The sequence below is a fragment of the Streptomyces sp. NPDC026301 genome, from assembly GCF_055567935.1.
Genome location: NZ_JBVHPN010000002.1, coordinates 169,765 through 184,460 on the forward strand (window position 1 = coordinate 169,765; position 14,696 = coordinate 184,460).

8 protein-coding genes are annotated in these 14,696 nt (G+C 70.2%); 2 read left to right on the top strand and 6 right to left on the bottom strand.

All coding sequences use genetic code 11. The features are described 5' to 3' along the window. Positions 1-264 precede the first annotated feature (264 nt). The 3 genes from ACZ4MH_RS03905 to ACZ4MH_RS03915 form a co-directional block, all read right to left on the bottom strand. A complete protein-coding gene (locus ACZ4MH_RS03905) occupies positions 265-1,965 on the bottom strand; it encodes a protein kinase family protein (RefSeq protein ID WP_351586902.1) in 1,701 nt (566 codons plus the stop codon). Between the two features lie 108 nt (positions 1,966-2,073). Next, on the bottom strand, positions 2,074-4,341 hold the full coding sequence (gene murJ, locus ACZ4MH_RS03910; protein WP_351586905.1) for a murein biosynthesis integral membrane protein MurJ: 2,268 nt from the start codon (positions 4,339-4,341) through the stop codon (positions 2,074-2,076). 46 nt (positions 4,342-4,387) lie between these two features. Beyond that, positions 4,388-6,757: a DUF6049 family protein gene (locus tag ACZ4MH_RS03915; protein ID WP_351586907.1), complete on the bottom strand. Its 2,370-nt coding sequence runs from the start codon at positions 6,755-6,757 to the stop codon at positions 4,388-4,390. Positions 6,758-6,942: 185 nt separating this feature from the next. Here ACZ4MH_RS03915 and ACZ4MH_RS03920 point away from each other — a divergent pair, with 185 nt between their 5' ends. Further along, entirely contained in the window at positions 6,943-8,421 is a 1,479-nt protein-coding gene (locus tag ACZ4MH_RS03920) for a CCA tRNA nucleotidyltransferase (protein ID WP_351586909.1), read from the top strand. Between the two features lie 26 nt (positions 8,422-8,447). Here ACZ4MH_RS03920 and ACZ4MH_RS03925 read toward each other — a convergent pair whose 3' ends face one another. The 3 genes from ACZ4MH_RS03925 to ACZ4MH_RS03935 form a co-directional block, all read right to left on the bottom strand. Then, a complete protein-coding gene (locus ACZ4MH_RS03925; protein WP_351586911.1) occupies positions 8,448-9,770 on the bottom strand; it encodes an MFS transporter in 1,323 nt (440 codons plus the stop codon). 98 nt (positions 9,771-9,868) lie between these two features. Then, entirely contained in the window at positions 9,869-10,951 is a 1,083-nt protein-coding gene (locus tag ACZ4MH_RS03930) for an inositol-3-phosphate synthase (protein ID WP_351586913.1), read from the bottom strand. A gap of 49 nt (positions 10,952-11,000) precedes the next feature. Continuing rightward, entirely contained in the window at positions 11,001-11,684 is a 684-nt protein-coding gene (locus ACZ4MH_RS03935; protein WP_351586915.1) for a PadR family transcriptional regulator, read from the bottom strand. 362 nt (positions 11,685-12,046) lie between these two features. Between ACZ4MH_RS03935 and ACZ4MH_RS03940 the strand changes: the two genes are divergently transcribed. Further along, the gene (locus ACZ4MH_RS03940; protein ID WP_467754001.1) at positions 12,047-14,686 is read left to right on the top strand and encodes a transglycosylase domain-containing protein; all 2,640 of its coding nucleotides are present in this window, start codon (positions 12,047-12,049) and stop codon (positions 14,684-14,686) included. Positions 14,687-14,696: the final 10 nt, after the last annotated feature.

Sequence of the window (14,696 nt, forward strand, 5' to 3'; positions counted from 1 at the left end):
CGGGCACGGGCTTCGGCCGGGACGGCCAGGACACCGGCCGGACCGATCTTTCCTACGACGGCGGGCATCACTGCGCCATCACGCATAACCGAACCCCTGGCGTCAAGCTGTACACGGGAGCTTACATACGGGTGCTCGGCGGTACCAGGCTGCAGGAGGACGGCCACCGCGGCCGGCCGCGGGTGCGAAAGGAGGTCCGGGGAGCACCGGCGCCTCCTGGCCGCTGTCCGCATCGACATCCTGGCGCCCCCCTGCTGCCCACCCCTAGCTGCGGACCTTGATCTCCTTGATCTGGCCCCGGTAGTTGCCATCGTCCTTCAACGGGAGGTCGCTGAGCCAGACCAATACGTACTGTGTCTTGATCGGCTCCTTCGCCCGCAGCGTGACCGTCTCCCCCGAGCCGCCGGCGATCTTCTTGAAGCCGTCGAGGGACGTGGGCGCACCACTGCTGTCCTCGGGCGCGGCACGGAAGTCGAGCGAGGTGTCCCCGACGAGGTCGACCTTGACGCTGCCGACCTGCTGGACCTTGCCGAGGTCGAGAATCAGCCCCACGCCGTCCTTGAGGCCGCCGAGATCCGAGCGGCCGTAGTAATTGCGGGTCGGCCAGGACGTGGCGGAGTCCCCGTCGAGGGCCTTGGGGGCGTCCTGCGGGTTCTCCGTGCCGTCACCGCCCGGCGGCGGATCAAAGTCCACGACCTTGTCGACGCTGACGGTCTTGCCCGACGCCGTGCCGCCGTGGCCCCCGGTCGTCTCCGAGCTGCCGGAGTCGTCCTGGTTCCGGTCCTTGAGGAGCGTGTCGGCCAGCTGCCAGCTGCCCAGTCCCAGCGCGGCGATCAGCAGCGCGGAGACGCACCACTTGGCCGCCCTGCCGGTACGGCTCTGCAGCGGAGGCGGCGGGGTGGGAACGGGACGGGTGGCCGAAGCGCCGGGCCGGCCGGCGGCGGCCGGCTGGCCGTACGTGCCCTGCTGGTAGCCGGTGCGCTGGTAGGGCGGCGGGGTGGCGAAGGAGGACTCCGGCGGGCGGATGCGCGGCATCGCGCCGACGGCCTTGGCCAGCTCCTCCGGCGTGGTGCAGGGCTGCTCCTGGCGGGACGCGGTGGCGCCGTCGTTGACGAGCGCGCGCATGGCCAGCTCCGACAGGCCGCGGTGCACGCCGGCCCGTACCTGGTCGGGGGCGATCAGGCCGACGCCCTTGGGCAGCCCGGACAGCCCGTACGCGTCGTTCTCGTACGGCCAGCGCTGGGTGAGCGCGGCGTACAGCAGCGCGCCGATGGCCTCGGTGTCCGTGCGCTGCGGGTGGTCGCTGGTGATCCCGCGGAGCGCGGCCATGATCGCCAGGCCCCGGATGCGGTACTGGCCGGAGGAGGTGCGCAGGACGGACCCGGGGGTCAGCCGGAGGTGCGCCAGGCCCTCACGGTGGGCGGCGGCCATGGCCTGGGCGATCTGCGTCACGAGCTGGTAGGCGTCGTGCGGTTCGAGCGGTCCGGAGGCGAGCACGGCGGTCAGCTCGGTGGCGTCCGGGAGCCATTCGTGGACGACGTAGACCAAGTCGTTCTCCTCGACGGCGTCGAGGACCTGGACGAAGCGCGGGTCACCGAGCAGCGCGGCGGACCGCGCGGCGGAGAGCACGGGGCGGGCACGCGGGTGATCGGCGGGCAGGATGTGTACCCCGACGGCGCGGCGCAGCTTCTCGTCCACGGCACGCCAGCTGCTGAAGCCGTCCAGTCGGGTGACGCACTCCTCCAGGCGGTAGCGCCTGGCCAGCTTGTGACCGCTGTGCAGTTCGGGCGGCTGCGCCTCGGACGCTGTGGCGTTCTTCGCGCCGTCGTCCGCGGTGTCCTGTGCCGCCTCGGTCACCTTCTCGGCCTTCGTGCCGTCGGTCGTGGCCTCGTCCGCCTTGGCGGCGAGCGGTTCTGCACCGCTCGTGTCGGCCACGTCGACGGCAGCCGTGCTCCGTTCCGCCACCGTCGTTCCTGCCTCCCCATCCGTTGCATGCTCAAAAGAGCCAAGTCAATTGTGCCCACAGTCCGCCACTGTGCACGACACACGGTGGCGGACGAAGGTTGTGCTCGCTCAGCGCCCCAGCTTGCCGCGCACCATGCCGACCAGGGCGTTGAGTTCTTCGACGCGCATCTTCTTCGCAGCCGCGTAGAAGACCACCAGCAGGACGGCACCGCCGCCGACCAGCGCGACGAGCGATCCCAGCACGCCGGTACCCAGCCCCAGAATGATCCCGTACACGGCGGCGCCGGAGAACAGGGTGGCGGGGATGCTCGCACCGGCCAGTCGGGCGTACGTACGCACGATGTGTGCGCCGTCCAAGTCGCCGCCCATCCGCTTGCGCAGCCGCCGCCACGCCACACCGACGCCGATGATGTACGCCAGGCCGTAGGAGGCCGCCATGCCCACCACGGCCCACCGGACGGGCAGGACGAGGTAGCACAGGGCCGAGGCGGCCGCGTTGACCGCGGCGACGATCAGCGTGTTGTAGAAGGGCGTGCGGGTGTCCTCGTACGCGTAGAAGGCGCGCAGCACCACGTACTGCACGGAGAAGGGGATCAGGCCGAGGCCGAAGGCCATGAGCATGTAGCCCATGGAGACACCGGCATCGGAACCGGAGCCGGCGAAGATCAGGGTGCACAGCGGGATGCCGAGGGCGAGGAAGCCGAAGGAGATCGGCACGATGGCCACAGCGGACGTGCGCAGGCCCTGGGAGATGTCGTCGCGTACGGCACCGATGTCACCGTCGTGCGCGGAGCGCGACAGGCGCGGCAGCATGGCGGCCATCACGGAAACGGTGATGATCGCCTGCGGCATGTTCCAGATCAGCTGGGCGTTGGAGTACGCCATGTAGCCGGTGCCGGGGTGCCCCTGCCCGGCGGCCTTCTCACCGGCCAGGGTGGAGAGCTTCGAGACGACCAGGACGCCGGCCTGGTTGGCGAGCACGAACAGCACGGTCCACTTGGCGAGCTTGGCGGCCTTGCCCAGGCCGTGGCCCCGCCAGTCGAACCGCAGCCGCAGCTTGAAGCCGGCGTCGCGCAGGTACGGGATCATCGCCAGCGCCTGGACGACCAGGCCGAGCAGCGTGCCGATGCCGAGCAGTCGGATGCCGGCCTCGGGGATGGTCGTGACGCCGATGTGCGACGAGCTGGCGCTGCCGTACACCCAGATGAACAGCCCGAACGTGCTGATCATGACCACGTTGTTCAGGACCGGGGTCCACATCATCGCGCCGAAGCGGCCGCGGGCGTTGAGGACCTGGCCCATGACCACATGGACGCCCATGAAGAAGATTGTGGGCACGCAGTAGCGGGTGAAGGCGACCGCGACCTCGAAGCTTGCCGAGTCGGGGGCGAATCCGGACATCGCCCGCACCAGCCATGGCGCCGCGAACACGGCCACGACGGTGAGGGCGCCGAGGATGACCATCACCAGGGTCAGCAGGCGGTTGGCGTACGCCTCGCCGCCGTCCTCGTCCTCCTTCATCGCGCGTACCAGCTGCGGCACGAACACCGAGTTGAGGCCGCCGCCGATGGTCAGGATGAAGATCATCGTGGGCAGGGTGTAGGCGACCTGCCAGGAGTCACCGAGGACGGCGGCGCCGAGCGCGGAGGCGATCAGCGCGTTGCGGACGAAGCCGGTGAGCCGGGAGACCATGGTGCCGGCGGCCATCACGGCGCTGGACTTCAGCAGGTTGCCGGCCTTGCCGCCGGTGCGTTCAGCGGGCTCCGGCGGCTCCGGTGCGGAGGCCGGCTCGGGCTCGGCCGGGGGCACGGGCTGCGGCCCGCCCGCCGGCTCGTACTGTCCGTTGGCGGGCTCGTACTGCCCACCCGCCGGTCCGTACTGTCCGCCGGGCGGCTGGTACGGGCCCGGGCCGCTGTTCTGGGCCGGCGGCCGCTGCGGCTCCGGCGCCCGCTGGTCACGGTAGAGGTGGGCGAACGCGTCGGGCTCGACCGGCCGGTCGGCGGCCTGGGTGATCAGGTCGTCCACGCCGACGAACTGGGTGGTCGCCGTGGCGTCGCCGTACGGCAGCCGGTGCCCCGGGCCCTGCGGCTCGGGGGCCTGCGGCGCGGGCCACGCCTCCGGACCGGGGGTGTGCCGGGGAGCCGGCGGCTGCTGGTAGAGCGGGTGGTCCGGCGACGCCTGGTGCGGCGGGTGCGCCGCCCGGTCGTACAGCGCGTCGGCCACCGGGTCCTGGGCCGCGGGGTCCTGCGAGGGGAAGGGCGCCCGCGAGTAGGCGTCCTGCACATATGGGTCCGGTGCCTGCGGCGGCTGTGGGGGCCGACCTGCGGCGTCGCCGCTCACAGCCTGGCCGCGGTCACCGTCGTACGGCGCGTTCATAGCTGCCCCACCTCATCCGTCGCCGGCCATCCGGCCCCGCCATGTATCAACGGTCCACTTTCTCACCTGAGCCGGACGCGTCCGTGCTTTCCGAACCGGTGTCCGCAGCCGGGTCACCCGGCTGCTCGGATTCGCCGTCCGAGGGCCGGCCGTCCTCGTCCGTGCCGTCGGGGTCCGGGGTGCCGTCCCCGTCGTCCGAGCCGGCGCCGCCGTCGGTACCGCCGTCCGTACCGTCCCCGCCGTCCGTACCGTCGTCGTCCTCGCGGGCCGCCGCGCGCTTGCGCTGCAGGTAGATCCGTACGCCGGCGAGGACGAGCAGCAGCACGCCGCCCGCGATGACGAGCATGACCGTAGCGGTGATCTCGGTGACGTTCACCTCGAAGGTCATCGCCCGCCCGTAGCGCTTGCCGTCGGCGGTGTAGAGCTGCGCGGTGACCTGCACCGGGCCGTTCGCGTGCGCGGTGGTGTCGAACTTGAAGGACTGGCTGTGCCCGCCCTCGACGTCGATCGTCTGCGGTTCGCCCACGTCCAGGCGGTTGGGCTGGGAGGAGGTGAGCCGCAGCGTCATGCCCTCGACGCCCCGGACGAGGTTGTTCTGCACCGTGACGGGAATCGTGGCGCTGCGTCCGGAGAGCGTGGCGTCCGACTTCTGGATGAGGTGCACCTTGGTCGTCAGGCCGTCCAGGTAGCTGCGGACGGACTTGCGGAACGCCTGGGCGCCCTTCGCGTCGCCGCGCCACGACGTCGACATCATCCGCATGATCGCGTTGCCGAAGGGGGTCTCGACCCGCCACGGCTCGGCCAGGATGACCTCGAAGTCGTCCAGCGCGGTACGGGTTTCCTGCGCCTGCCGGAAGGCGGCCGCCGGCAGCTCGTGCTTGCGCAGCGAGGCCGGGTACGAGGCGGGGCCGGGCACCCGGCGGGTGGCGTTGCGGTCGGGCTTGGCCTTGGCCGCGTCGCTGAGGTCCTGCGCCTCGGCCCAGCCGCTGTCGTCCAGGGCCCGCACGGCCTTCGCCATGGCCTGGGCCTGGCTCGCGGTGGGCATCCGCTGGGGCGCCACCACGACGCTGCGCTGCCGCGACGGGTCCTGAAGGTTGACCATCAGGGTCTGGGAGAGGAAGTTCTGCACCGCCAGGGTCGCGGAGCCGGCCTTGGACAGGTCGCCGGTGAAGGCGGTGGACAGTCCGGCGTCCGCGACGACGGCGGTGTTGCCGCCACCGATGGGCCGGGCGGCGGTGGGGGTGTAGGACAGGCTCTCCCGCATGCTGTCGCTGCGGGCGATGACGTTGTGGGCGCCCGCCGAGGTCGCCACGTCCACGACGGAGGAGTCCACGGCGCCGTCGACGGGCCAGGCGAAGTCGTTGCGCGCCTTCACGCCCGGGAGGACGGTCTCCACGGTCTTCGACGCGAGCTCGGTGGCCGGGCCGAGGTGGCCCAGCGCGCTCGGTACGGCCTTGCCCTGGTGAGCGAGCGAGGCGATGTCGGGATCGCCGAACGGCAGCGCGATCACCTCGTGGGCCTGGACCGCCTGCTCCAGGTCGCTCAGCCACTGCTTGGCGACGTCCTGGTTCCGGCCCGGCCTGGTCGTGCCGTGCGGCCCCTCGACCTTGTACCGGCCGGTCATGGCGTCGACGGAGGCGAGCAGGTCGGGGTCGACGACGAAGGTGACCGGGAGGTCCTTGCCGAGGGCGACGAGCTGCTGCAGCCGGCCGCCCGGGGCGATCTCGGCCGCCAGCTTGTCGTCGCGGAAGATCGGGGTCTGCTGTTCGTCGCCCTCGGTCTCCGCGGTGAGGTGGGTCTTGGAGATCAGCGGCCACAGGTAGGTGAGGTCGGTCTTCTTCGACGCCTCGGCCTCCTGCCAGGGCAGGAAGGTGCGCTCGATGCCGAGCACCTGCTCGTACGGGGCGCTCTTGGACCGGCCGGAGAAGGAGACGCCGAGCTGGTAGACGCCGTCCTTGCTCAGGTGCAGCTTCTTGACCGGGACGCGCAGGGTGAAGGGCTGGGAGACGCCCGGCTTCAGCGCCTTGACCTTCTCGGTTTTGCCGCCGACCTCCTGGCCGTCCAGGCCCGCGGAGTAGCCGGTGCGCCGGGCCACGTCGTCGATGGAGCTGCGGTTGTTCAGTACGGGCCCGCGGCGCAGCCCGATGTGCCCGCCGGTGATCGTCGCGCGGCCCTCGTTGGTGATGCTGCCGGAGACAGTGACCGCGTCGTCGTCCTTGCCGGCCGCCGGCGGGGTGAGCGAGTCGATGTCGACGTCGACCGTCCGGGAGCCGACGGGGGCGGCGTGCGCTGCCTGCGCCGCGGGGACCTGCAACACCCCGGCCAGCAGTGGCGCGCCGGCGACCAGCGCAGCGGCCCGTCGCAGCCATCGACCACGCGGCCGTTCGGTCACCTGGAACCCTGCCGCCTCGGCCACGCGCTCGCCCGTCCCTCGTCGTCGTCAGTGGTCGTCGCTATGTGCGTCCACGCATGGTAACGATGACTGCTGTGGCGAAGTGCTGCGGACTGCTCCACCTGCTCGGACGGGCGGCCGGTCTCCACGGGCTCGTCCCCTTTATACGTGTCCGCCTCGCGCGGCGCGGGCACGTACCCTGTCCTGTTGTGCCGAACGCCAACAATGACACCCACGCCCCGCAGACCGAGAGCAGCGCACAGTCGACGCAGGCGCTGAACCAGGTACAGCGCCGCGCCGTCAGCGAGCTGCTGCGCGTGTCGCCCGTCGCGGACGATCTGGCCCGCCGTTTTCAGGAGGCCGGGTTCACCCTTGCCCTGGTCGGCGGTTCAGTGCGGGATGCCTTGCTGGGCCGGCTCGGCAACGACCTGGACTTCACCACCGACGCCCGGCCCGAGGACGTTCTGAAGATCGTCCGGCCGTGGGCGGACGCGGTGTGGGAGGTCGGCATCGCCTTCGGCACCGTCGGCTGCAAGAAGAGCTCCTTCGACATCGAGGTCACGACGTACCGCTCGGAGGCGTACGACCGGACCTCGCGCAAGCCCGAGGTGTCCTACGGCGACTCGATCGAGGACGATCTGGTGCGCCGGGACTTCACGGTCAACGCCATGGCGGTGGCGCTCCCGCAGAAGGAGTTCATCGACCCGCACAACGGCCTGGAGGACCTCGCGGCGCAGGTGCTGCGCACGCCGGGCACCCCGCAGGAGTCCTTCTCCGACGACCCGCTGCGGATGATGCGCGCGGCGCGCTTCGCCGCACAGCTGGACTTCACGGTGGCGCCCGAGGTCGTGGCCGCGATGAAGGAGATGGCGGACCGGATCGACATCGTCTCCGCCGAGCGGGTGCGTGACGAACTGAACAAGCTGATCCTGGGCGCGCACCCCCGCAAGGGCCTCGGGCTCCTGGTCGAGAGCGGCATCGCCGACCGGGTCCTGCCGGAGCTGCCGGCGCTGCGGCTGGAGCGTGACGAGCATCACCGCCACAAGGACGTCTACGAGCACTCGCTGACCGTCCTGGACCAGGCCATCGACCTGGAGGAGGACGGTCCGGACCTGGTGCTGCGGCTGGCGGCGCTGCTGCACGACATCGGAAAGCCGAAGACGCGGCGATTCGAGAAGGACGGGCGGGTCTCCTTCCACCACCACGAGGTGGTCGGCGCGAAGATGACCAAGAAGCGGATGACCGCGCTGAAGTACTCCAACGAGATGGTCAAGGACGTCGCGCGGCTGGTGGAGCTGCACCTGCGGTTCCACGGCTACGGCACGGGCGAGTGGACCGACTCGGCGGTCCGCCGGTACGTACGGGACGCCGGCCCGCTGCTGACGCGGCTGCACAAGCTGACCCGCTCGGACTGCACCACGCGGAACAAGCGCAAGGCCAACGCGCTCTCGCGGGCGTACGACGGGCTCGAGGAGCGCATCGCGCGGCTGCAGGAGCAGGAGGAACTGGACGCGATCCGGCCGGACCTGGATGGCAACGACATCATGCAGGTACTGGACATCGCGCCCGGTCCGGAGGTCGGCAAGGCGTACAAGCACCTGCTGGAGCTGCGGCTGGAGAACGGCCCGATGGGGCGGGACGCGGCGGTCGCGGCGCTCAAGGAATGGTGGGCCGAGCAGCAGAGCTGATCTCGGCGGCCGACGTGTCCGGCCGCTCATGTTTCACGTGAAACACCACACGCATCGCCCCGGTCGTCCTTCGGCCGGGGCGATGTTTCACGTGAAACGCGAGCGCGCGCCATGGTGAGCGCGACGGCCAGATGGACCACCGCCACCCCGGTGATCAACGCGGAAGAGCGGCCGTCGGGCGGCAGTATGAGGGCCGCCACCCCGGCCGCGCCGACGAAGGAGACGTGGAAGAGCACGTCGTAGAGGGCGAAGACCCGGCCGCGGAACGCGTCGTCGACGGCGGACTGTACTTCTGTGTCCGTGGCGATCTTCGCGCCCTGGGTGGCGAGGCCGAGGACGAAGGCGGCGACGAGCACGGGCGCCAGCGCGAAGGACAGGCTGAGCGCGGGGACCAGTACCGCGGCGATGCCGCCACACGCCGCGATCCAGCCGGTGGCGGTCAGCCGGGTGACGGCCCAGGGGGACAGCACCGCGGCGGCGAAGAATCCGGCGCCGGACGCGGCGACCGCGAGCCCCAGCGTTGTCATCCCGTCGGGCCCGTTCTGCGGCCAGTAGGCACGGCACAGCATCAGCACGGTGATCGTCAGCGCGCCGTAGCAGAAGCGCATCAGCGCCATCGCGGCCAGGGCTCGGGCGGCGGACCTGCGTCGGCCGAGATGGGCCAGCCCTGCGGCGAGCCCGCGAGCGGTGCTCAGCAGGGCGGCGGAGACACGTGGCGCGACCCGGCGGGGATCCGGGCCGAGGAGCGCCGCGGGGATGCGCAGCGCGACGAGTGCGGCGCAGAGATAGAGGACGGCACCGATCAGGACGGCGATCGCGTCGGATTCGGCACCGGCGAGCCGTATGGCGAAGGCGAGGCCGCCGCCTGCCGTGGCGGCGAGCGTGCCGGCCGTGGGGGACAGGGAATTGGCGACCACCAGCGCCTCGGCGTTGTCGACGACCCGGGGCAACGCGGCCGACAGGCCGGCCAGGACGAAGCGGTTGACCGCGGTGACGCTCAGGGCGGAGGCGTAGAAGAGCCAGTCCGGCGCGCCGGTCAGAAGCAGCAGCGCGGTCGCGGCGGCCAGGACCGTACGCAGCAGGTTCCCGTGGAGCAGGACCTGGCGGCGGCGCCAGCGGTCCAGGAGTACTCCGGCGAACGGCCCGAGCACGGAGTACGGGAGTAGCAGCACCGCCATGGCGGAGGCGATGGCCGCGGGGGACGCCTGCTTCTCGGGGGAGAAGACGACGTAGGAGGCGAGGGCGACCTGGAACACGCCGTCGGCGGCCTGGGAGAGGAGCCGGACGGCCAGCAGCCGGCGGAAATCGCGGCGGCGGAGAAGTACGCGGAGGGCACGCACGGCGGACATGGGCCACAGCCTCACACAGGCCGCGGGCCCCTGGGGAGACTCCCAGGGGCCCGCGGTCAGGACGGTGCGGTCGCGGCGGCGTCCGCGGTCGCGCTGTGTCAGCGCTCGATCTCGCCCTTGATGAACTTCTCGACGCTGTCCCGGGCCTCGTTGTCGAAGTACTGGACCGGCGGGGACTTCATGAAGTACGAGGAGGCGGAGAGGATCGGGCCGCCGATGCCGCGGTCCTTGGCGATCTTCGCGGCGCGCAGCGCGTCGATGATGACGCCCGCGGAGTTCGGGGAGTCCCAGACCTCGAGCTTGTACTCCAGGTTCAGCGGGACGTCACCGAAGGCACGGCCCTCCAGGCGGACGTAGGCCCACTTGCGGTCGTCCAGCCAGGCGACGAAGTCCGAGGGACCGATGTGGACGTTGTCCGCACCCATGTCGCGGTCGGTGATCTGGGAGGTGACGGCCTGCGTCTTGGAGATCTTCTTGGACTCCAGGCGCTCGCGCTCGAGCATGTTCTTGAAGTCCATGTTGCCGCCGACGTTCAGCTGCATCGTGCGGTCCAGGACGACGCCCCGGTCCTCGAAGAGCTTGGCCATCACGCGGTGCGTGATGGTGGCGCCGACCTGGGACTTGATGTCGTCACCGACGATCGGGACGCCCGCCTCGGTGAACTTGTCCGCCCACTCCTTGGTGCCGGCGATGAAGACCGGGAGGGCGTTGACGAAGGCGACCTTGGCGTCGATGGCGCACTGGGCGTAGTACTTCGCGGCGTCCTCGGAGCCGACGGGGAGGTAGCACACCAGGACGTCGACCTGCTGGTCCTTGAGGACCTGGACGATGTCGACGGGGGCCTCGGCGGCCTCCTCGATGGTCTGGCGGTAGTACTTGCCGAGACCGTCGAGGGTGTGGCCGCGCTGCACGGTCACGCCGGAGCGCGGCACGTCACAGATCTTGATGGTGTTGTTCTCGCTGGCGCCGATGGCGTCGGCGAGGTCGAGGCCGACCTTCTTGGCGTCGACGTCGAAGGCAGCCACGAACTCGATGTCCCGCACGTGGTAGTCACCGAACTGCACGTGCATCAGACCGGGCACGCGGCTGTCCGGGTCGGCGTCCTTGTAGTACTCGACGCCCTGCACCAACGACGCGGCGCAGTTGCCCACGCCGACGACGGCTACGCGAACCGAACCCATTCCGGTTGCTCCCTGTTTGTTCTCGACGCGGCTCCGCGGCTGCGGAGCCTCATGTGGCGGTGTCATCGGACGGATCCGGCCGGGATCCACCCCGGTGTCGGGGCAGGCCGCCCGTCTCTCCTGACTCGTGACGGTCCGGGGCTGCGGCATCCGGGGCACGCTGGTCGCGCCCGGCCCGCTCGCTCTCGATCAGCTCGTTCAGCCAGCGCACTTCGCGTTCCACGGACTCCATGCCGTGCCGCTGCAGCTCGAGGGTGTAGTCGTCGAGCCGCTCGCGGCTGCGGGCCAGCGAGGCGCGCATCTTTTCGAGGCGCTCCTCCAGGCGGCTGCGCCGGCCCTCCAGTACGCGCATGCGTACATCGCGCGAGGTCTGCCCGAAGAAGGCGAACCGGACACCGAAGTGCTCGTCCTCCCAGGCGTCGGGCCCGGAGTGGGAGAGCAGCTCTTCGAAATGCGTCTTCCCCTCCGCCGTCAACCGGTAGACGATCTTGGCCCGGCGCCCCGCGAGTGACGCGGCCGGGGCGGCGCCCTGGGCCGTGTCTCCCCCGGTCTCCTCGGCCAGCCAGCCATGGGCGACCAAGGATTTCAGGCAGGGGTAGAGGGTGCCGTAGCTGAACGCTCGGAAAACACCCAGTGAAGTGTTGAGCCGCTTCCGCAGCTCGTACCCGTGCATGGGGGACTCGCGCAGCAGGCCGAGCACGGCGAATTCGAGGATGCCGGACCGTCTGCTCATCCTCCGCCTCCCCAGCTGTGTGCGCTCTTTATGCCGAGCTGATGTATCGACTCGATACATCCAGACGATAGAACGGGCTGCTGGGTGGGACAAGGGCGGGGACGGTGAACGGCATCACATCGCCGATTCGCCGTAGCCAAGGTGACTGATTTGGAGTGAATTTTGAGCCTGGGCAGGTTTTGGCCGTGCGTAGTCTGTGCGGCATGCAAACTGCCGGGAACCAAGTGGCGAGAAGTGGCGTCTCCGTCCCCGGTGTAGTGCGGCCCGTTCGACCAATGCGGGCCGTGTTGTCGGGGGGACCTGAAGTGAACTGCCGCCTTCAGGCGATGAGATAGCGCGCCTGCCCGAGGAGTAACCGTTCCATGAGCGAGCACCGTCGCAAACCGCCGCAGCCGCAAGGTGGCGGACGTGCCGCGGCCCGACGCGCCGCACAGCAACAATCGAGTGGCCGCCGAGCCGCGCCGTCGCGCGGTTCCAGCAGGGCGTCCGCTTCCGCTGCCGCTTCCCCGTCCGGCGTGCCTGAGCAGGAGCCTCCCTACCAGGGGCGGGCGGCGGCGCGCCGGGCCGCGCAACGCGGTGGGCGCCGGCGGGTGCCCGAGGCGGCGGCCGGAGGTGGCGGTCGCGGCGGCCGGCGCTCCGGCGGCGGTGCGGGCGGTGACGGCCGCCCGCCCAAGAAGCGGTTCATCGACTACCCGCGCGCGGGCAAGGACGGGGCCCGCCGCTGGGTGCCGTCCTGGCGCCTCGTGCTGGGCAGCTGCCTGGGCTTCATCGCGTTCGTGCTCGGGCTGTCGGGCATTGCGCTGGCGTACGTCGACGTTCCCGACGCGCAGAAGCTCTCGAAGGTGCAGAAGAACGTCTATTACTGGGGCGACGGCAAGCAGATGGTCGTCGCCGGCGGCGGTGAGCTCAACCGCCAGATCGTGCCGATCAGCCAGATCCCCAAGGCGATGCAGAACGCGGTGATCTCCGCGGAGAACGCCTCGTTCGAGACGGACTCCGGCGTCGACCCGATGGGCATCGCCCGCGCGGTGGTCAAGATGGCCATGGGCGGCGAGACCCAGAGTGGCTCGACGATCACCCAGCAGTACGTGAAGAACACGTACCTGAACCAGGAACAGACGCTCAAGCGCAAGATCACCGAGCTGTTCATCTCGATAAAGGTGGGCGCCTCGGAGCCCAAGCCCAAGATCCTGGCCGGGTACCTCAACACGGCGTACTACGGGCGTGGCGCCTACGGCATCCAGGCGGCGTCGCGCGCCTACTACAACAAGGACAGCGAAAAGCTCACCACGAGCGAGAGCGCCTTCCTCTCCTCGCTGCTCAACGGTCCCAACCTCTACGACCCGTACGTCACGACGGAGAGCAAGAACGCGAACCTCCAGCGGGCGAAGGCGCGCTGGTCGTGGACGCTGGACCGGGAGGTCCAGGTGGGCCGGCTCTCCAAGGCGGCACGGTCCAAGATCCACGACGACGACTTCCCCATGCCGCGGCCGCCGAAGAAGGCGATGGACCTGCGGGGCCAGAAGGGCTACCTCGTCGACCTCGCCAACAATTACATCACCGCCAACACCAATATCTCGGACGCCGAGCTGAAGCAGGGCGGCTATGCGATTCACACCACCTTCGACCGGAAGAAGATGGGTGAACTGACCAAGGCCGTCGAAAAGGTCTCCAAGCAGGCACTGAAGCCCGACCAGCGCGCGGTCGACAAGTACGTGCAGTTCGGCGGGGCCTCGGTCGATCCGAAGACGGGCAAGATCGTCGCCATCTACGGCGGCAAGGACGCGACGGAGCACTACACCAACAACGCCGACTACACCGGTGTCCAGGTCGGCTCCACGTTCAAGCCGTTCGTCCTCGCCGCCGCGATGGACAAGGGCGTGAAGGACCCGAACAACCCGGCCGTCCGCACCCCCGTGTCGCCGAACAGCATGTACAACGGCGACAACAAGGTGCGGCTGCTCAACTACGACCGGACCGTCTGGCACGACCGGGACGGCAAGGAATGGCACCAGGCCAACGACGGCAATGAGGACAAGGGCCGCATCAGCCTGCGCACCGCCATGCAGTACTCGGTGAACACGCCCTACATCCAGCTGGGCATGGACGTCGGCACCGATGTGGTGAAGCAGGAAGCCATCGCCGCCGGTCTGCGGGACGACAACAGCATGGCGCGGACCACGCCGACCTTCTCCCTGGGTACCTCGGCGCCCAGTGCGATCCGGCTGGCCGGTGCGTACGCCACCTTCGCCGCCAGCGGCCAGCAGACCGACCCGTACTCCGTCGAGTCGGTGACCAAGGACGGCACGAACTACTACAAGCACCCGACGAAGACCAAGACGGCCTTCGACCCGAACGTGGCCAACAACGTCACGGACGTGCTCAAGAACGTGGTCAAGAAGGGCACCGGTACGGCGGCGCAGCTGCCGGACGGCCGCGAGGCGGCCGGCAAGACCGGAACCACCGACGACAACAAGTCGGCGTGGTTCGCGGGCTACACCAAGCAGCTGGCCACCACGATCGGCATGTGGCGCGTCAACGACCAGGCGAAGTCGCAGCGCTTCCTGAAGATGTACGGCGTCGGCGGCGAGGAGAAGATCCACGGAGCTTCGTTCCCCTCGCAGATCTGGCGCGACTACATGACGCAGGCGATGCAGGGCGAGCCGATGGAGGCGTTCCCGCAGCCGCAGCCGATCGGCAAGGTCGTCTACGGCGAGAGCGCCAGCCCGACGCCGACCCCGACGAAGACGGAGGACAAGCCGACGGAGGAACCGTCGGAGACGCCTTCGGAGAGCCCGAGCGAGTCCTCTCCCAGCCCGTCGGCGAGCGACACCTGCTCGCCCTGGGACCTGGGCTGCCAGGACAACGGAGGCCAGGACAACGGCGGACCGACCGGCGATCCCGGTGATCCCGGTGGCGAGACCTCGCCGCCGGCGACCGAGCCGCCGGGCGGCGATGACGGCGGTGGTTTCTTCGGAGGCCCGGACGGCTTCGATAACTGACCGCGCGCTG